This window comes from Rhodococcus sp. NPDC058505, assembly GCF_042720095.1.
GTDB lineage: Bacteria > Actinomycetota > Actinomycetes > Mycobacteriales > Mycobacteriaceae > Rhodococcus_G.
In genome coordinates this window covers 1-18,594 of the sequence record NZ_JBHXNB010000001.1, presented here as the reverse complement: position 1 = coordinate 18,594, position 18,594 = coordinate 1, and the positions used below count along the sequence as shown (strand labels likewise).

Sequence of the window (18,594 nt, the reverse complement as noted above, 5' to 3'; positions counted from 1 at the left end):
ACATGCCAGCCCTGCTGCGGCTCACCGCCACCGAAACCAGGCTCTTCTTCCGCGAGCCGATCAGCGTGATCTTCGCGCTCGTGCTCCCACCACTCCTGCTCGTCGTCCTCGGTGCGATCCCGTCATTCCGGGAGCCCGACCCGGTCCTCGGCGGCCTACGGATCATCGACCTGTACTCGCCCATCGTCGTCGCCTTGGCCGTCACGACGCTGGCGACCAGCAGCCTGCCCCAACAGTTCGCCGCCTACCGGGAGAAGGGCGTCCTGCGGCGGATGCGGATCACGCCGGTCAAGCCCACCGTCATGCTTGCCGCGCAACTACTGATGTCCACGATCATGGCAACTGCGACAACGATGCTCGTGCTCGTCATCGGCCGACTGGTGTTCGCCGTGACCCTGCCACGGAACCTGCTGGCCTATCCGGTCGCGTTCGCGCTGACGGCATCGGCGATGCTGACGATCGGGCTCCTCGTCGCGTCGCTGGCGCCCAGTGCCACGAGCGCAGGCGCGATCGGGCTGGTGCTGTTCTTCCCGCTGATATTCTTCGCCGGCCTGTGGATACCGCGCGAGGCGATGAACGACGTCCTCCGCACGATCAGCGACTTCACCCCGTTGGGCTCGGGCGTACAGTCCCTTCAGGACGCCACCGCCGGGCACTGGCCGCAACCGCTCCATCTCGCGGTCATGGTGGGATGGACGATCGTGGCCGGCGGACTGGCCGCGCGGTACTTCCGGTGGGAGTAGATCATGAGCAACGAGGTGGCGCCGCGGGCAGGGCGCGAGCGGGCGGAGCGCCGGGAGACCGTGGTCATCGTGGTTCTTCCGTACCTTCTCCTGGCATCGAGCACCGCAATCACTGTGCTGCACACGGGTTCGGTGCACCTGTCGGCCGCTCTGGGTCTCACGTTCGTGGCCGCCGTCTGGCTGCTCTGGCCTCGCCTCCTAAACCGATCGCGCTCCGCCGGGCCGGTGATCGGCGTGTACTACGCCGGGCTCATGGTGCTGTGCGCCTGCCTGGTGGCACTCGCGCCCTGGTACGGCATCTTCGCCTTCATCGGATACGTCCATGCGTTCCTGTTCCTGACCGGCCCGTGGCGGTACGTCGGTGTTGTCGCCACGTCCCTGATCATGACGGTGACCTACCTGGGCGGACTGTCCAGGATCACCCCCGACGACCTGGGGGTGTGGGTCGCGATCAGCGTGGTCAGCATCGTGCTGGCCGGAACCTTCTTCTACTTCGCCGACACGACCGAGCAGCACGGTCACCGGCAGGCGCGGGCACTCGCCGACCTGCATGACGCCAACGCCAGGCTGGAGGCGGCACTGGACGAGAACGCCGCGCTGCACGCCCGGTTGGTGACGCAGGCACGCGAGGCAGGCGTCCTGGACGAGCGGCAGCGGATGGCGCGCGAGATCCACGACACGCTGGCCCAAAGCCTCGCGGGCATCGTCACCCAACTCCAGGCTGCCGAGCAGACGATGGACGGCCCGTCGGCGTCGCGTCGACATGTTGCGAAAGCGATGGACCTGGCGCGAGGTGGAATGATCGACGCGCGTCGGACGGTCCACGCGGTGGAACCGCAGGTGCTCGCGGACTCCCGGCTCCCGGACGCGATCGGCGACGTGGCCCGGGGCTGGTCGGAGACCAACGACATCCGCGCGGTCCTGACGGTCACCGGTGACCCCAGACCCCTGCACACCGATGTGGAGGTGACACTGCTGCGGGCCGCGCAGGAGGCCCTCGCCAACGTCGCCAAGCACGCCGACGCCGCCAGGGTCGGCCTGACCCTGTCCTACATGGAGGACCTGGTGACCCTCGACGTGCGTGACGACGGTGTCGGTTTCGATCCCCGCGCCGCCCGCGTGAACGGCGCCGCGAACGGCGGATTCGGGCTCGCAGGCATGCGGCAACGCGTGCAGCGCCTCACCGGCCGACTCGACATCGAGTCCGAGCCTGGCGCGGGCACCGCGATCTCGGCCTCCGTACCGGCGATCCCGGCTGGCGGCGGGCAGTGATCTCCCTGCTGATCGTCGACGATCACCCGGTCGTGCGGGACGGGCTGCGGAGCATGTTCAGCGCGGACCCCCGATTCGAGGTTCTCGGCGAAGCCGCCGACGGAGCGGAGGCCGTCGCCGCCGCGACCAGGATCCAACCGGACGTGATTCTGATGGATCTGCGGATGGCCGGGACCGACGGCGTCACCGCCATCAGGGAGCTCGCCGAGCGGGGGGTGCCCGCCAGGGTGTTGGTGCTCACCACGTATGACACCGACAGCGACGTGCTGCCCGCAATCGAGGCCGGCGCAACGGGCTACCTGCTGAAGGACGCGCCGAGGGAAGAACTGTTCCGGGCGGTGCAGGCGACGGCCCGGGGCCAGGCGATGCTCTCTCCAGCCGTCGCGACCCGGCTCGTCGGCCAGCTGCGGCAACCGGCACGGGAGCCGCTGTCGCAGCGTGAACTCGAGGTGCTCGAGCTGATCGCCGGCGGCTCGACGAACCGGGACACGGCGAGGCAACTGTTCATCAGCGAGGCGACGGTCAAGACACACCTGCTGCACGTCTACGCGAAGCTCGGTGTCAATGACCGTGCGGCCGCCGTTGCCACGGCGTTCTCCCGCGGCTACCTGACTCCGCGACACTGACGGAGCGGTGATCGGTCGGTCGTGTCGGGGCGGCTCGCGGAGACGATGCGTTCGCCGTGCACGCGAGCGCCGGATGGTGCTGGGCACGAAGGTGTTTCACGACCCGATCCGTTCGGATGCCCGGGAGGATCGAGTTGTGGCTTGCCTGAGGTAGCGGCCGGTGACCGATGCGGTGGAGCGGATCAGCTCGTGAGGGCTGCCGTGGAACACGACAACGCCACCGTGGTGGCCTGCACCGGGGCCGATGTCGATGACGTGATCGGCGTGCGCGATGACCCGCAGGTTGTGCTCGATGACGACGATCGTTGCTCCGGCGTCGACGAGTTCGTCGAAGAGATGAAGCAGGCGGTCGACATCGGTGCCGTGCAGGCCGGCGGTCGGCTCATCCAGCACGATTCTCAGCTCGCTGACGTCCGTGCCGTCCCCGAGGTGCCGGGCAAGCAACAGCCGTTGACGCTCACCACCGGAGAAGGTGTCGAGGCTCTGGCCGATCGAGAGATAGCCGAGCCCAACGCGTTCGATCCAGCGGAGCCGGTCGGCGATGTCGGGGCGCTCGGCAAGCAGTTCGATCGCCCGGGACGGATTCATCGCGAGGAGGTCCGCCACCGTGTGGCCGCGGAAGGTTGCGGCCAACGTGGTGGTGTTGAAGCGTGACCCGCCACAGGCGTCACACGCGGTCTGCACGTCGTCGAGGAACGCGAGGTCGGTGACGATGCTGCCCTTGCCCTTGCAAACCGGACAGGCCCCGCGCCCATTCGCGCTGAACCAGGATGGATGAAGACCTGTGGCAGCACTGAAGACGCTACGAATGGACTCGGCGACACCGAGAACGGTGATGGGCGTCGAGCGAACGCCACCCCTCAACGGCGCCTGGTCCACGACCAGGAAGCCCGGATGCTGCCGGGGCAGCTCGGTAGCGAACAGCGTGCTCTTCCCGGAGCCCGCAACGCCGGAGGCGGCGGTGAGCACACCGAGGGGAACCTCGACCGTGACGTCACGCAGGTTGTGGGTGCGGGCATTCTCGATCGTCACCGACCCACGGACCGTTCTGATCCGGTCCCGCACGCGGATCGGCGAGACCAGCATGCGGCCGGTGTCGGTGTCCGCCTGCAGCAGCCCGGTGGGGTCGCCCTCGTATTGGATGGTGCCGCCGTTCGTGCCCGCGCCCGGCCCGAGGTCGATGATGTGATCGGCGGCAGCGATGACACTGGGATGGTGCTCGACCACCAGGACCGTGTTGTGCGCGTCGCGGAGCCGCGCGAGTAGTTCGAGCAGTCGGTGCACGTCATGCGGGTGCAGACCGGTGCTTGGCTCGTCGAAGACGTAGGTCACGTCGCTGAGCGCGCTGCCGAGGTGACGCACGATCTTCACGCGCTGCGCCTCACCGCCAGAGAGTGAACTCGAGTCCCGGTCAAGGCTGAGGTAGCCGAGGCCGACCGTGTCGAGGGCGGCGAGCCGGTCTCCGACGGCCCGGAGCAGCGGGGCGACCGCGGTCGACCGCACCCCCGCGGCTACCTCACGCAGGTCGCTGACCGGCAGAGCCGACCAGTCACTGATCGAACGACCGTCGATCAGGCTCGCGCGGGCGCGGGCGTTCAGTCGCGTGCCGCCGCAGTCGAGGCAGGTACGCCGGGTGACGATGTGGTCCAGTGCGACCTTCTCCTCGTCGGTGAGCCGCGCTGGCCGCTTGCGGAGATACGAGTTCCGTAGCCTCGGCAGGATTCCGTCGAAGATCCGCGATTCCGGGTACTCGGGATGCGGATTCGTCAGGCGCAGTCCCTGCGCGTTCAGCAGGCTGTCCAGCTCCGCCGACGGCAGAGAGGTGAGCGGGACGTCCGGGTCAACGAGGCCGGCATGGACCAATCGCTTCCACCGATAGGTGCCCGGCGCAAAGGACGGGAACCGCACCGCACCCTCCCGCAGACTCCGCGAGGTGTCGAGCAGTCGCGTCAGATCGATGTCGTCCACAGTGCCGATGCCCTCGCAGGTCCGGCACATTCCGCTCGGATCGTTGAACGAGTACGAGGGCGAGAATCCTGCCGAGGGCTCCCCGAGCCGGGAGAACAGCAGACGCAGCAGGGGTGCGATGTCGCTGGCGGTGCCGATGGTCGAACGGGCGTTACCGGTGAAGCGGCGCTGGTCGACAATCGTGGTGAACGTCAACCCGTCCACGAGGTCGACATCGGCCGGCGGATGCTGTGGGAGCCGGTTGCGCACGAACACCGGGTAGCTCTCGGCGGCCAACCGTTGCGCTTCTGCCGCGATCGTGTCAAACGCGAGGGACGACTTCCCCGACCCGGACACGCCAGTGAACACCGTCAGGACGTGCTTGGGCACGCGCACCGACAGGTCACGAAGGTTGTTCGTCCGCGCACCCAGGGCCGTGATCCACAATCCTCGATCACGGCCCGGACCATCACCCGCATCCCGATTCATGCTCTCGACGCTACAATCCATTGTGGTCGCATTCTGACCACAATTACGGGGGCTGTCAGATCAGGAGGCCGATGATGGGGACCACGCGGGAACGGATGCTGCGCTTGCTGTCCCTACTGCAGTCGGGCCGCCACTGGTCCGCCGCCGACCTGGCCGCCGCGATGGAGACAACCCCGCGCACCCTGCGCCGCGACATCGAGCACGTGCGGGAACAGGGCTATCCGGTGGTGAGCACCCGCGGACCGGGTGGCCACTACCGGCTCGTCGCCGGAGCGGCGCTCCCGCCCCTCATGCTCGACGACGACGAGGCCGTCGCCGTGGTGCTCGGGCTCAGGCTCGTCACGGCGGGCGGGGCAGGCGTCGACCTTGAGTCCGACGCCGCCGACCGCGCGATCACGAAGCTTCGCCGCCTCCTGCCCAGGGCCCTGCGGCTGAGAACGGACCACCTGCTCGCCGCCATCGACATCGAGGCCACCCGCCACCCGCAGCCCAGCTCGGACACCGTGCGCCGGCTCGCCGACAGCATCACGACGCACACCTGCGTCACCTTCGACCACGCGCGCGGCGGACGAAGCAGCAGCCGGACCGTCGAGCCCTATCGGATCGTGCGCGTCAGGGGACGCTGGTACCTGTTCGGTTGGGACACCACCCGTGCCGACTGGCGAAGCTTCCGACTCGACCGGATCTCGTCGCCGATTCCGGCGAACGCCACGTTCCGCCCCCGGCCGCTACCGACCGACGATGTCGCGGGTCACGTCGGCGATCGGTACCGCGGGCCGGCGTCCCTGCGGGTCGTGCTGACCCTGCACACGGACGCGCGCGATGCCGCGACACGTCTCCACCGCATCGACGGGTCTCTCGAACCGATCGACGGTTCGCGCTGTCGGTACACCGCCCACGTCGATTCCTGCGAGTGGCTCGCCACCGTGCTAGTCCTCTCCGGCCTCGGCTTCACCATCGAGGAATCGGACGAGTTCGCGGCCTACATCGCGGACGCCGGGCACCGACTCCTCGCGGCGGTCGTGGACCGGTAGCGGCCAACGATCAGCGATAGGTCGCCACGTGGGCGCCGGTGATCACACCGAGGTTCATCGAAGGGGCGCCCCAGTTCGTGCCGCATGCCCCCGTCGCCTGGCCTGTCGGCGCGAAGGAGGGACTGGACTGGCTGTAGGGGCCGATCGCATAGAGCGGAAAGGCGTTGGGGATCCCGTGCAGACCCCAGCAGTCGACGACCAGGGCATACTCCCTGCCGGGCGGGGCACCGGTGTCATGGCAGGTGGCCGCCGCGGTGAATGCGTCCCATTGCACGACACACGGGGCGGGGTCGGCCTGGGCGGTGCCGGAGCCGACGACACCCACGAACGCCAACCCTGACACGGCAACGGCCGTCGCGCGGGCAGCCGCGAGAAGTGTGCTTCCCATTGAGTTCCCCTCCAGTAGCAGCTACCCCACCTGTCGTTCGGGTGCGATGCGACGTTACTGCTGCGCGGGATCGCCAGCGCGGCCTGTGATTACGCGCGGGGGTGTGCGCCCGCCCACACTTCCCGCAGCGAGCCGATCGTGACCAGGGTGTAGATCTGTGTGGTGGTGACCGAGGCGTGGCCGAGCAGTTCCTGCACGACGCGCACGTCGGCGCCGCCGTCGAGTAGGTGGGTGGCGAACGAGTGCCGCAGGGTGTGCGGGGACACCCCGTCGGCGAGTCCGACCCGGTCGGCCGCCGAGCGCAGCACCTGCCAGGCACTCTGCCGGGTCAGCCTGCCGCCGCGGGAGTTGAGGAAGACGGCGGGGCCTCCGCGGACCACGAGCGCGGGCCTGCCGCGCACCAGGTACGCCTCAAGCGCGGCGAGGGCGGGGCGGCCGATCGGGACGACGCGATCCTTGCCGCCCTTGCCTCTCAGCAGCACCGCGCGGTCGACGACGTCGACGTCGTCGAGGTCCAGCCCGACGGCCTCGGAGATCCGGGCGCCGGTCGTGTACAGCACCTCGAGCAGCGCCCGATCCCGCAGTGCCCGCGGCTGATCGGCCGCATCCTCGCCGCCAGTCGACTCGATCAGGGCGATCACCTGGTCGACCGGTAGCGCCTTCGGGAGCCGTCGGCTCGGCGCAGGTGGCTTCACGGCGTGCGCGACGTCGGCGCGGGTGAAACCCTCCGCGGTCGCGAACTTGTGCAGCCCACGGACCGCGATCAGGGCACGGGCCGCCGACGCGGGCGCCAGCGGACGCACCCCGTTGCCGGTGTCACCGCGGCGCAGCACGACCACGAAGTCGGTGATGTGTCGTTCCGCGACCCGGTCGAGGTCGTCGATCCCCCGCGAGGTGAGGTACTCGCTGTACCGCTCCAGGTCCCGGCGATAGGACGACAGCGTGTTCGCGGCGACGCCCCGCTCGACGGCGAGGTGCGCCAGGTAACTCGACACCTGCGTCCCGAGCACCTCAGGCGCCGTGCCCTCGCCGGTCGAACGCGGTGGGCCGGTCGATCCAGTCTGCGTCGACCGGCCGGCCGCGGCCGTCCCCGCGGGCACGGGACGCGGCCAACGCCAGGATCCCGGACAGCGCGGTCGCGTTCACGATGTCCCCCGCCAGCGCCCGGTCGACGGCCTCGGCGACCGGGAGCCGCACGATCTCGAGGTCGGCCTCCTCGTGTTCGGGGTCCGGCCGGTCCACCTCGGTGAGTCCGGTCGCCAGGTACACCCGGATCACCTCATCGGTGAAGCCGGGCGACGCGGCGACGTCGACGAGCACCGACCACCGGTCGGCGGTCAGACCCGTCTCCTCGACGAGTTCCCGGCGGGCGGCGTCCACCGGGTCCTCGCCTGCCGCGTCGAGGAGCCCGGCGGGCAGTTCCCACAGCCGCCGCCCGAGCGGGTGCCGGTACTGGTTGATCAGCACCAGGCGGTCCCGCTCGTCGACCGCGACCACCGCGACCGCGCCGTGGTGCTCGACCACCTCGCGGTGCGCGGTCGTGCCGCCCGGCATCGCCACCTCGTCGACCCGCAACGCGACGATCGCGCCCTCGTACACGGTGCGGCTGCCGACGGTGGCGAAGTCGTGCTCTCCCGGACGGCTCATCGCACGGTCAGCCCGCGGTCGGCGCGTCGACGCCGTCGGCCTGCGCCGCCGAGTCCTCGGGATGCACGTCGACCTCGAGCCGCTCGGCCGCCTTGTACTTCAGGGCCGCCCCGACGAACGCGGCGAACAGCGGGTGCGGGCGGGTCGGCCGGCTCTTGAGCTCCGGATGCGCCTGCGTGGCAACGAAGAACGGGTGCTTGTCGGCGGGCAGCTCGACGAACTCGACGAGGTGCCCGTCCGGGGAGGTGCCGCTGAACTTGAGGCCGGACTTCGCGATCCGGTCCCGGTAGGCGTTGTTCACCTCGTAGCGGTGCCGGTGCCGCTCGGAGACGGTCTCGCTGCCGTACGCCTTCGCGACGACGGACCCCTTCGCCAGCACCGCCGGGTAGGCGCCGAGCCGCATGGTGCCACCGAGGTCGGCCTCGCCCGCGACGATGTCCTCCTGGTCGGCCATCGTGGAGATGACGGGATGGGTGGTGTCGGGCTCGAACTCGGCGGAGTTGGCGTCGTCGAGGCCGACCGACCGCGCGGCCTCGATGACGACCGCCTGCAGGCCGAGGCACAGGCCCAGCAGCGGAAGCTTGCGGGTGCGGGCGTAGCGGATGGCGCCGAGCTTGCCCTCAATGCCGCGGATGCCGAACCCACCGGGGATCAGAATCGCGTCCGCCTCGCCGAGCGCCTGCTGCGCGCCCGCCTCGGTCTCGCACACGTCGGACGGCACCCAGTCGATCTCGACCTTCGCGCGGTGCGCGAAGCCGCCGGCCCGCAGCGCCTCGGTGACGGACAGGTAGGCGTCGGGCAGGTCCACGTACTTGCCGACGAGGGCGACGCGCAGCGTCTCGCGCGGGTTGTGCACCCGCTCGAGCAGGTCGCCCCACACGGTCCAGTCGACATCCCGGAACGGCAGGCCGAGCTGACGCACCACGTAGGCGTCGAGGCCCTCGCTGTGCAGCACCTTCGGGATGTCGTAGATCGACGGGGCGTCGGGGGTGGAGATGCAGGCATCGACGTCGACGTCGCACATCAGCGCGATCTTCGCCTTCAGCGCCTGCGGCACGTCCCGGTCGCAGCGCAGGATCAGCGCGTCGGGCTGGATACCGATGTTGCGCAGCGCCGCCACCGAATGCTGCGTCGGCTTGGTCTTGAGCTCCCCGGACGGACCGAGGTACGGCACCAGCGACACGTGCAGGAAGAAGCAGTTGTCGCGACCGACGTCGTGCCGCACCTGGCGGGCCGCCTCGAGGAAGGGCTGCGACTCGATATCGCCGACGGTGCCGCCGATCTCGGTGATCACGACGTCCGGCACCTGGCCGTCGGCGTCCGCGCCAGCCATCGCGAGGATGCGGGACTTGATCTCGTCGGTGATGTGCGGGATGACCTGGACGGTGTCGCCGAGGTACTCGCCGCGCCGCTCCTTCGCGATCACCGAGGAGTACACCTGCCCGGTGGTCACGTTCGCGAACGCGTTGAGGTCGCGGTCGAGGAACCGCTCGTAGTGGCCGACGTCGAGGTCGGTCTCCGCGCCGTCCTCGGTGACGAACACCTCACCGTGCTGGAACGGGTTCATGGTGCCCGGGTCGACGTTGAGGTAGGGGTCGAGTTTCTGCATCGTCACCCGCAGGCCACGGGCGGTGAGCAGCTGCCCGAGGCTGGACGCCGTCAGGCCCTTGCCGAGCGAGGACGCGACGCCCCCGCTGACGAAGATGTGCTTGGTGGCGGTACGCGTGTGACTGCGTGACAGTGGCAAGAAGGACTCCCGTGACGACTTGCAGGACTTGACCAAGGGTATAGCTGGGGCCTGCCGACCCACGGGACTTCACGGTAACACCTGTGCGGCCGAACCTCTGCACGCCGCACCCGTTACCGGGCCGCGGGCCCGTGTGATGCTCAGCCGATCGGCGCCCCGACCGTGACCGCCATCGCATTGGGACCGGTCCCGTACCGTCCGGATCCGCCGCCGAGTTGCTCCTGCACCGCGAGCACCGTGGTGATCCGTCCCGACTCGCGATCCACATCGTCGACGGTGGACACGCCTGCCGACAGCGCGGTGTCCGATCGCACCACGGCGACGGGTCCGTTGCCCGCCGCGGAGCCGGGGCGGCCCGCGAGGACGGCACCCGCTCCCCGACTGTCGAGTGCCCCGGCAAACCGCGCGACGATCGAGCCCCGATTGCCGCCGTCCGCATCGGCACCGGAACCGGTCAGCACCACCGCGAGTTGCGCTGGCGCCACCGCGCCGTTGTCGTAGGCGATGAACCCGCCCGCGCGCAGCGCGTCGAGGGCCAGCGCCAGTTCCTCGGGGGTGCTCTGCGGTTGCGCCGACTGCGCGTTCAGCAGCAGCACCGACCCGAGCAGGTCGCCCGCGAGGCTGCCCTGGTCGACGGCGCCGGTGCGCAGCTGGATGCCCGCCGGGATCACGTTGGTCACGATGGTGCGCAGCTGGTCGCCGTTGGCTGCGTCGACGAAGGCCTCCGTCACCGCGACCCGTCCGGTGACGCTGCCGCCAGCGGCCCCGATCAGCCGGGTCAGCCCGTCGAGGTCGCCCGGGTCCGCGTCGGGGGTGGTCACCACGACCACCGTGCGCCCGGCAAGCGCATCCCGGACCACCCGGGATCCGACCGCGGCATCGAACCCGTTGGCGGCCGAGAGTTGCTCCCCCAGTTGATTGTTCGACTGATGCAGGTCGTTGATCTGGTCCTGCATCTGCGACTTGTCGTCGCGCAGCCCGGACAGCAGCGAATCGGACAGGGTGCCCGACCCGAGCACGACGCCGATCGCCAGTGCCAGGAAGATCGCCGCGATGGAGATCGCGTGTTGACGCGCAGAAATCACTTGAAGAATCCCTGGATCCACAGCGCGAAGCTGTTCCAGGTGTTCACCGCCCAGTCCAGGGCCTCGCCGCCGATGTTCGACACGACCAGCGCGACGATCACCGCGGTCAGCGCCGCCAGCACGAGCAGCGCGATCGCGGCGCCGGACACCCGACTGCGGTAGAGGGTGGCGACCGCCTTGGCGTCGACCAGTTTCGGCCCCACCTTCAGCCGGGTCATGAACGCCGCCGGATTGGCGTCGCGCCGTCCCCGGTCGAAGAACTCGTCGAGCGAGACGGTGCTGCCGACGGTGACGATGAGCGAGGCACCGTGATGGTCCGCGAGCAGCAACGCCAGGTCGGCTGGCGCGCAGGCGGCGGGAAAGGTCATCGCACCGATGCCCAGGTCCTGGATGCGTTCGAGGCCGGGGGCGTGCCCGTCCGGGTCCGCGGGGAGCACCACCTCGGCGCCGGACTTGAGGGTGGCCGCGCTGACGTGGTCCGGGTCGCCGACGATCAGGTCGGGCCGGTACCCGGCGGCGCGCAGCGTGTCCGCGCCCGCACCGACACCGATCAGGATCGGCGCGTACTCCTTGATGAACGGCTTGAGGTTCTTCAGGTCCGCCGCGTGGTCCGGCCCGTCCGCGACCACCACGACATGCCGGTCCCGCAGGTCGACGGCGACGTCGGGGACGCCGACACCGTCGATCAGCAGCGGACTCTCGGTGCGGATGAACTCGATCGTGTTGCCGGAGAACGCCTCGAGGTGGTCGACGAGACCGGTCTTGGCCTCGATCATCAGGTCCGAGATCTCCGCCTCGGACTGTTCGACACCGCCGACCAGGCGCCGTTCACCGGTGTAGACGTCGCCGTCGTGGAGGCGGATCTTCGCGCCGTCCTTGACCTTCTTGAACGCCTCCTCCCCGACCGAGTCGACGAGGACGATCCCGTTCGCGACGAGCACCTCGGGACCGAGGTTGGGGTAGCGGCCGGAGATCGACGGGGACGCGTTGACGACGGCGGTGACGCCCGCCTCGACCAGCGCGTCGGCGGTCAGCCGGTCCAGGTCGAGCTCGTCGAGGACGACGATGTCGCCGGGGCCGACGCGGCGAAGCAGCTTCGCCGTGTTGCGGTCAACCCTGGCGATGCCGGTGACGCCCGGCAGCGATTCGGTGTTTCGTGACAACAGAGCGGGCATCTTCATGCCAACGATGATGACGCCGACGAGGTCTCCGGCCGGGGAGGCGCGCCGAATCTCCTACCCCACGCGTCCCACAATCACCATCAGCGACACGCTGGCGGCGACCCGAACGGGTGACCCGAGCACCGGCTACGCGGTGCGCTCGGCGTTCGCCGTCGCGAGCAGCTCCTCGGCATGCGCCCGGCCGGTTTCGGTGTCGCCGAGGCCGGCGAGCATCCGGGCCAGCTCCCCCACCCGTTCGCTGTCCGTCAGCGTCCGCACACCGGAATCCGCGCTGCGGGCTCCGTCCACCTTGTCGACGACGAGGTGGGTGTCCGCGAAGGCCGCGACCTGCGGGAGGTGGGTGACGACGATGACCTGATGGGTCCGGGCCAGGCGGGCGAGACGACGCCCGATCTCGACCGCGGCGCGGCCACCGACCCCGGCGTCGACCTCGTCGAAGACCATCGTCGAGCCGGACTGCGCACCGGCGAGCACGACCTCCAGCGCCAGCATCACCCGGGACAGTTCGCCGCCGGATGCGCTCTTCCCGAGCGCCAACGCCGGAGCTCCGGAGTGCGCGGCGAGCCGGAACTCCACCTCGTCGACGCCTGCGCCGCCCGCGTGCAGCCGCACCCCGGCCACGTCGAGCGGTGCCGCGTCCTCGGCGGTCGCGGGGATCGGACGCACCGTGATCTCGAGCGTCGCCTTGCCCATCGCGAGACCGGCGAGTTCCGCGGACACCGCCTTGCCCAGCTTCACCGCTGCCTTCGCCCGCGCCTTGGACAGCGCCGCAGCGGCAGCAGCGACCGCGCCTGCCGCCTCGTCGACGCGGGCCGCGAGCGCGGCGAGTGCGTCCGCGGACACGTCGATCCGGCCGAGCCGCTCCCTCGCCTGCGCGGCCCAGTCCAGGACGCCGTCGACGTCCGCCGCGTACTTGCGGGTCAGCGACTTCAGTTCCGCCTGCCGCCCGAGCAGGGTGTCGAGGGCACCCGGATCGGCGGGCAGGTCCTCAAGGTATCCGGTCAGGTCCGATGACACGTCGGTGAGGACGGTGATCGCCTCGGCCAGCCGCGGCGCGAGCGCGGTCAGCGCCGGATCGTCGGACGAGTCGAGACGGGCGCGGGCGTCGCCGAGCAGGTCCAACGCGCCGGACGCGTCGGGGCCGACGTCCGAGCCGAGGTCGGCCGCGCCGACCAGCGCGGCCTGTGCGTCCGCCGCGGTCGAGCGCAGCGAGTCCAGGTCGCCGAGACGACGCACCTCCGCGACGATCGCGGCATCCTCGCCGGGGGCCGGGTCGACCGCGTCGATCTCGTTCAACGCGAACTCGAGCCGATCCACCTCCTGCGCGAGTTCCCGGCTGCTGCGGGTGCGGTCGTCGAGTTCGGCGCGCGCCTCGAGCCACCGAGCCCGCAGGCCCCGGTACTTGTCGAGGAGGGAACCGACTGCGGCGCCCCCGAACTCGTCAAGGGCCGCGCGCTGCTGATCGGGGCGCTGCAGCCTTAACTGGTCGTTCTGCCCGTGCACGGTGAGCAGCGGGGTGGTCAGCTCGGCGAGCGCCCCGGCGGGCACACTGCGCCCACCGAGGTGCGCGCGGGACCTGCCGTCGGCGCCGACGGTGCGCACCGCGATAAGGGTTCCGTCCTCGTCGCGTTCGGCGCCGGTGGAGTCGAGCAGGCGGTCCACCTCCGCGGCGGCGGCGGGAGCGACGTTCGCGGTGGAGAACCGGCCCTCCACGACCGCGCGCTCGGCCCCGACCCGGACCCGGCCCGCATCCGCGCGCGCACCGCTGAGCAGGTGCAGGCTGGTGACCACCATCGTCTTGCCCGCGCCGGTCTCACCGGTCAGGACCGTCAGCCCCTCGTGGAACCGGGCGCCTGCGCTGGCGATCGCGCCGAGGGAGTCGATCCGGATTTCAGTGAGCACCCCTGCTGTCTCCTTCCCCGCGACCGCCTCGGCCGCGCCACCCCCGCACCGGCAGGTCGAACTTGCGCACCATCCGGTCCGCGAACGGTGCCGAGTCCAGTCGAATCCACTTGACCGGGTCCGCGCCACGGACCACCTCGACGCGCCCGCCCGCAGGGACGGCCAGGGTGCGACTGCCGTCGCAGAAGACCACCCCGTCGTGGCCGCCCGCGAAGGTCTCGATCGCGATCAGCGATTCCGGGCTGGTGACGAGGGGCCTCGCGAACAGCGCATGCGCGTTGCTCGGAATCACCAGCAGCGCTTCAAGTTCCGGCCAGACGATGGGGCCTCCTGCGGAGAACGCGTACGCGGTGGAGCCGGTCGGGGTCGCCACGAGGACACCGTCGCAGCCGAACGACGACACCGGCCGGCCGTCGACCTCGAGCACCACCTCGAGCACCCCCAGCCGGGAGACGTTCTCGATGCTGGCCTCGTTCAACGCCCAGCCGCGGTCGACGATCACGTCGTCCACCCGGATCACGATGTCGATCGTCATCCGGCGTTCGACCCGGTAGTCCTGGCGAACGAGAAGTCCGAGCGCCTCCTCGAGGTGTTCGGCCTCGGTCTCGGCGAGGAACCCGATCCGGCCCAGGTTAATGCCGAGCACCGGAATGTCTGCGGCCCGCGCCAGTTCCGCGCCGCGGAGGAAGGTGCCGTCGCCGCCGAGGACCAGAACCAGCTCGCATCCCACCGCGGCGGCGGGCCCGGGCTCGACGACGGTCGGCGGGCGGCCGTCCGGCCCCCCGAGGTCGGGGCGGTCCGCGGGCTGCGGGCTGGTGTGGTCGGCTTCGGACGCGAGGACCCGCAGGCCGATACCGGCGTCGGCGAAGACCCGGGCGATCCGGCAGGTGATGTCGGTGATCTCGGCGCGGCCGGTGTGGGCGACGACGAGGATCTCGCGGTCGCCCCGCTGCGGGGTCACTGCGGGCCGTCCTCTACCGCGCGCCGCACGAGCTCCGCGACGTCGTCGGCACCGGGCTCGGCCTGCTTGCGGAGCCACAGGAAGAATTCGACGTTGCCGGAGGGCCCCGGCAACGGACTGGCCACGACGCCGAGTGTGCGCAGTCCCAGGGCGTCGGCGGCCTGGGCAACATCGAGCACGGCCTCGGCGCGCAGCGCCGGATCCCGCACCACGCCACCGGATCCGACACGCTCCTTGCCGACCTCGAACTGCGGCTTGACCATAGGGACCAGGTCGGCGCCGTCGGCCGCGCAGGCGACGAACGCACCGAGCACCAGCTTCAGCGAAATGAACGACAGGTCCGCGACGACCACGTCGACCTGACCACCGATCTGGTCCGGTTCGAGGGACCGCACGTTGGTCCGGTCGACGACGGTGACCCGGTCGTCGGACTGCAGCCGCCAGACCAACTGCCCGTATCCGACGTCGACGGCCACCACGCGGGATGCGCCCCGGCTCAGCAGCACGTCGGTGAATCCGCCGGTGGACGCGCCCGCGTCGAGGCAGCGCTTGCCCGCGACGGACAGCCCGTGCGGCTCGAATGCCTCGAGCGCGCCGAGGAGTTTGTGGGCGCCACGCGACGCCCACGACACCTCGTCGGTTTCCTCGGTGACGAGCAGCGGGGTTCCCGTTTCCACACCGGTCGCGGGTTTGACGGCGACCGCCCCGTTGATCAGTACCCGGCCGTCCGCGATCAGCTGTGCGGCGTGTTCCCTGGAGCGAGCCAGACCTCGCCGAACGAGTTCGGCGTCGACTCGTGCGCGCCTGGCCACCTCAGACCTTGTCCACTGTCTCGAGGGCCTGCACCAGGACGTCGTGGGCACGCTCAAGCACGTGGGCGTGCGGCGGTATGGCTCGGTGTCCGTCGGGGCTGTCGAGGGAGGCCGTGGTCAGCTCCGCGAGAAGGCCGTCGACCTCCGCGTGGATCTCCGCGGGGTCGACCGTCCGCGGCGGGCCCGGCAGGTGCTGTCCTGGCTTCGGTGTCGGCGTACTCATCGCGGTCAACGCTAGCCGATCGCCCCGGCCCCGCGCGCCTGCGGCGCCCGTGCGTGATTTTCACCCGGGTCGGGGTGAAAATCACGCACGGTCAGCGGAGCTGATCGACGCCGCGCACCTCGGTCACCTCGGGGGCGGCCCAGGCGGCGGCGAGGGCGGCGCGCAGCACGGATACCGCATCGACGGTGCGAGCGGCGTCCACGGTGAGCACCGTGCCTGCGACGGCGGTGCTCACCTGCGGGTGCGGCGCGATGCGCAGCGCATCCGGAGCCTCGGCCAGCGCCGCGAGGGCCGTCGCGAGGTAGGTCGGGCGCTGCGCGGGGGGCGCGGCCAGCAGGTCGGCCGGGGTGCTGACGCCGGTCAGCACGAGCAGCGACTCGAGGCCCGCCTCGTTCGCCCCCGCGATGTCGGTGTCAATGCGGTCCCCGACCACCAGTGGCCGTTGTGCGCCGCTGCGTCGCACGGCGTCGTCCATCAGTGGACGCGCAGGCTTCCCCGCGACTTCCGGGTCACGACCCGACGCGGTCCGCAGTGCCGCCACCATCGAGCCGTTGCCCAGGCACAGTCCGCGCTCGGTCGGCAGCGTGGTGTCGATGTTGGTCGCCACCCAGTACGCCCCGGCCCTGATGGCGAGGGTTGCCTCCGCGAGGATCCGCCACGCCGTGTCGGGTGAGTGCCCCTGCACCACCGCGACCGGGTGGTCGTCGAAGCTGCGCACCGGGCGCAGCCCGACGACGCGGACCTCCTCGGCCAACGCCTCGGTCCCGACGACGAGCACCGGGGAGCCGGGCGGAACCCGCAGCGCCAACAACCGGGCTGCCGACTGGGAGCTGGTGACGACCTCGGATTCCGTTGCGGGAAAACCGAGTTCGTTCAGGTGTCCGGAGACCTCGCCGGGACTGCGACTGGCGTTGTTGGTGACGTAATACAGCCTCGGCCCGCCGTCGACCACCAGCGCCTCCCTGGCGCCAGGAATCGCATGGGGCCCCGCGTACACGGTTCCGTCCAGATCGAGGAGCAGCACGTCATGGTGCTCCCGGAGTGCCGATCGGCTCACTGGTCGCCGGATAGGTCGGCCACCCGCTCCTCGGCATCGGTGTCGCCGTCGAGGTCCGCCGCGGCCGAGTTGAGGAACCACTTCAACCCGTCCTCGACCCGACCAGCCGCGACGAGCGCATCCGCGTACGCGTAGAAGAGCCGGGCCGCGGTCGGGCCGGTCTTCGACGCGTCGAGTTCCGGGGTCTGGAGGGTCACCACGGCCTGGTCGGCCTGTCCCAGGTCCATCCGCGCCCCGGCAACGACGATCCGCAGCTCGGTGGCCTCGTCACCCGTGAGTGCGCGGGCCTCCTCGCTGCGGCCGAGTTCGATCGCGCGTTCCGGGCGGCCGAGACCGCGCTCGCAGTCGGCCATGACGGCGAGCAGGCCGGGCCCACCGGCCATGCGCCGCGCCGCCCGCAACTCCGACAACGCCTCCGCCCATTCGCCGGCGTGGTAGGCCACGATGCCCGCGGTCTCCCGGACCACCGCGACCCGGCCTGCGCGCTGCCGGGCGGCGCGAACATGGGCGAGAGCCTGCTGCGGGTCGTCCTCGAGCAGCTTGCTCGCCATCACCAGATGACGGGCGACGGTATTCGCATTCGACTTGTCGAGGCTGAGCAGGTCACGACGGACCGCGGGGTCGAGCTCGCCCGCCTGAATGTCCTCGGGTAGTTCCGGCTCGTCCGGACGCGCCGCCCGCCGCTCGGGGTAGACGCCGCCGTCGCGGGGCCGGGGCGCGAAGGCGCCTTCGCCGCCGCGCCGCTGGGGCCCGCCACCGCGCCGGTCACCACCGGATCGGCGATCCGATCGGTTGTCGCCGCCTGCAGCGCGGTAGCCGCCGTCGGACCGGCGCTCACCGCGGGTGTCACCGCGCCCGGTCGATCGGTCACCGCCGGAACGGCGGTCGTCACCTGCGCGCCGGTCCGGCCTGCGGTCGCCGCCGCGGAACCCGCCCTCGGATCGGCGTTCCTGGCCGCGGTGGCCGCCGCCGCCGTCCCGGCTCTCGCCGGTGTTCCTGTCTCGCCGGTGCCCGTCCTGAGCGTGGCCGCCGCGAGCGTTCCCGCCCTGCGAGCCGCCACCGCGACGCCGATCCCGATCGTCGCTTCCATACGAACGACGGTCTTCGTTGTTGTCCGCCACGACTTCTCCTTCGAAGACAACACTGGCACTGTCCATGAAAACACGAAAGGGGACCCAGTGACTGGGTCCCCTTTCGGATGTTATGTACGGCGGTGTCCTACTCTCCCACACCCTGTCGAGTGCAGTACCATCGGCGCTGGAGGGCTTAGCTTCCGGGTTCGGAATGGGACCGGGCGTTTCCCCTCCGCTATGGCCGCCGTAACACTGTGAAACTGTCACACACGAATCGATCACCCAAGGGAACAAACCCCTTCGATCCGATACAACATGTGTGTTGTTTCAGATACCGCACAGTGGACGCGTAGCTTCTTTGTGGTAAGTCCTCGGCCTATTAGTACCAGTCACCTACATCAGTTACC

The 18,594-nt window shown here is 70.5% G+C and carries 17 protein-coding genes and 1 rRNA gene; 4 read left to right on the top strand and 14 right to left on the bottom strand.

The genetic code is table 11. The features are described 5' to 3' along the window. The first annotated feature begins 2 nt into the window (after positions 1 to 2). From ACFWPA_RS00090 to ACFWPA_RS00080, 3 genes are read left to right on the top strand one after another with little or no spacing between them, the layout of a single operon-like run. Positions 3 to 743, top strand: coding sequence for an ABC transporter permease (locus tag ACFWPA_RS00090; RefSeq protein WP_378507254.1), 741 nt, complete (start codon positions 3 to 5; stop codon positions 741 to 743). Between the two features lie 3 nt (positions 744 to 746). Next, positions 747 to 2,015 carry a sensor histidine kinase gene (locus ACFWPA_RS00085; RefSeq protein ID WP_378569334.1) on the top strand — a complete coding sequence of 423 codons (1,269 nt, stop codon included), beginning with the start codon at positions 747 to 749 and terminating at the stop codon, positions 2,013 to 2,015. Then, on the top strand, positions 2,012 to 2,641 hold the full coding sequence (locus tag ACFWPA_RS00080; protein WP_378569332.1) for a response regulator: 630 nt from the start codon (positions 2,012 to 2,014) through the stop codon (positions 2,639 to 2,641). Before ACFWPA_RS00085 ends, ACFWPA_RS00080 begins: the two co-directional genes overlap by 4 nt. A gap of 96 nt (positions 2,642 to 2,737) precedes the next feature. On the opposite strand, the gene ACFWPA_RS00075 is transcribed toward ACFWPA_RS00080, so the two are convergent. Next, complete coding sequence (locus tag ACFWPA_RS00075) at positions 2,738 to 4,978, bottom strand: ATP-binding cassette domain-containing protein (RefSeq protein WP_378569330.1); 2,241 nt, start codon at positions 4,976 to 4,978, stop codon at positions 2,738 to 2,740. A gap of 170 nt (positions 4,979 to 5,148) precedes the next feature. Here ACFWPA_RS00075 and ACFWPA_RS00070 point away from each other — a divergent pair, with 170 nt between their 5' ends. After that, positions 5,149 to 6,111: a helix-turn-helix transcriptional regulator gene (locus tag ACFWPA_RS00070; protein ID WP_378507258.1), complete on the top strand. Its 963-nt coding sequence runs from the start codon at positions 5,149 to 5,151 to the stop codon at positions 6,109 to 6,111. Positions 6,112 to 6,121: 10 nt separating this feature from the next. Here the strand turns inward: ACFWPA_RS00070 and ACFWPA_RS00065 are convergent, their stop codons facing one another. The 13 genes from ACFWPA_RS00065 to rrf all read right to left on the bottom strand — a co-directional run bounded on the left by ACFWPA_RS00065 (position 6,122) and on the right by rrf (position 18,436). Continuing rightward, positions 6,122 to 6,499, bottom strand: coding sequence for a hypothetical protein (locus tag ACFWPA_RS00065; protein ID WP_378569328.1), 378 nt, complete (start codon positions 6,497 to 6,499; stop codon positions 6,122 to 6,124). Positions 6,500 to 6,588: 89 nt separating this feature from the next. Then, positions 6,589 to 7,509, bottom strand: a complete 921-nt coding sequence (gene xerD / locus ACFWPA_RS00060; RefSeq protein WP_378569326.1) for a site-specific tyrosine recombinase XerD — start codon at positions 7,507 to 7,509, stop codon at positions 6,589 to 6,591. 1 nt (position 7,510) lies between these two features. After that, positions 7,511 to 8,146, bottom strand: coding sequence for an NUDIX domain-containing protein (locus ACFWPA_RS00055; RefSeq protein WP_378569323.1), 636 nt, complete (start codon positions 8,144 to 8,146; stop codon positions 7,511 to 7,513). 7 nt (positions 8,147 to 8,153) lie between these two features. Beyond that, complete coding sequence (locus ACFWPA_RS00050; protein WP_378507262.1) at positions 8,154 to 9,893, bottom strand: CTP synthase; 1,740 nt, start codon at positions 9,891 to 9,893, stop codon at positions 8,154 to 8,156. Between the two features lie 140 nt (positions 9,894 to 10,033). Beyond that, positions 10,034 to 10,978, bottom strand: coding sequence for a copper transporter (locus ACFWPA_RS00045; protein WP_378507263.1), 945 nt, complete (start codon positions 10,976 to 10,978; stop codon positions 10,034 to 10,036). Further along, positions 10,975 to 12,159 carry a putative cytokinetic ring protein SteA gene (gene steA, locus ACFWPA_RS00040; RefSeq protein WP_378507264.1) on the bottom strand — a complete coding sequence of 395 codons (1,185 nt, stop codon included), beginning with the start codon at positions 12,157 to 12,159 and terminating at the stop codon, positions 10,975 to 10,977. The genes ACFWPA_RS00045 and steA overlap by 4 nt, the downstream gene beginning before the upstream one ends. A 126-nt stretch (positions 12,160 to 12,285) precedes the next feature. Further along, entirely contained in the window at positions 12,286 to 14,061 is a 1,776-nt protein-coding gene (gene recN / locus ACFWPA_RS00035; RefSeq protein WP_378569321.1) for a DNA repair protein RecN, read from the bottom strand. Then, positions 14,051 to 15,022: an NAD kinase gene (locus tag ACFWPA_RS00030; RefSeq protein ID WP_378507266.1), complete on the bottom strand. Its 972-nt coding sequence runs from the start codon at positions 15,020 to 15,022 to the stop codon at positions 14,051 to 14,053. The genes recN and ACFWPA_RS00030 overlap by 11 nt, the downstream gene beginning before the upstream one ends. Continuing rightward, the gene (locus tag ACFWPA_RS00025) at positions 15,019 to 15,834 is read right to left on the bottom strand and encodes a TlyA family RNA methyltransferase (protein ID WP_378569319.1); all 816 of its coding nucleotides are present in this window, start codon (positions 15,832 to 15,834) and stop codon (positions 15,019 to 15,021) included. Before ACFWPA_RS00025 ends, ACFWPA_RS00030 begins: the two co-directional genes overlap by 4 nt. 1 nt (position 15,835) lies before the next feature. Further along, positions 15,836 to 16,057 (bottom strand): hypothetical protein, encoded by a 222-nt coding sequence (locus tag ACFWPA_RS00020; protein WP_378569317.1) that lies wholly within the window; start codon positions 16,055 to 16,057, stop codon positions 15,836 to 15,838. A gap of 91 nt (positions 16,058 to 16,148) precedes the next feature. Further along, complete coding sequence (locus tag ACFWPA_RS00015) at positions 16,149 to 17,114, bottom strand: HAD-IIA family hydrolase (RefSeq protein ID WP_378569315.1); 966 nt, start codon at positions 17,112 to 17,114, stop codon at positions 16,149 to 16,151. Continuing rightward, positions 17,111 to 18,235, bottom strand: coding sequence for a tetratricopeptide repeat protein (locus ACFWPA_RS00010; RefSeq protein ID WP_378569313.1), 1,125 nt, complete (start codon positions 18,233 to 18,235; stop codon positions 17,111 to 17,113). Before ACFWPA_RS00010 ends, ACFWPA_RS00015 begins: the two co-directional genes overlap by 4 nt. A gap of 84 nt (positions 18,236 to 18,319) precedes the next feature. Then, a 5S ribosomal RNA gene (gene rrf, locus ACFWPA_RS00005) occupies positions 18,320 to 18,436 on the bottom strand. Positions 18,437 to 18,594: the final 158 nt, after the last annotated feature.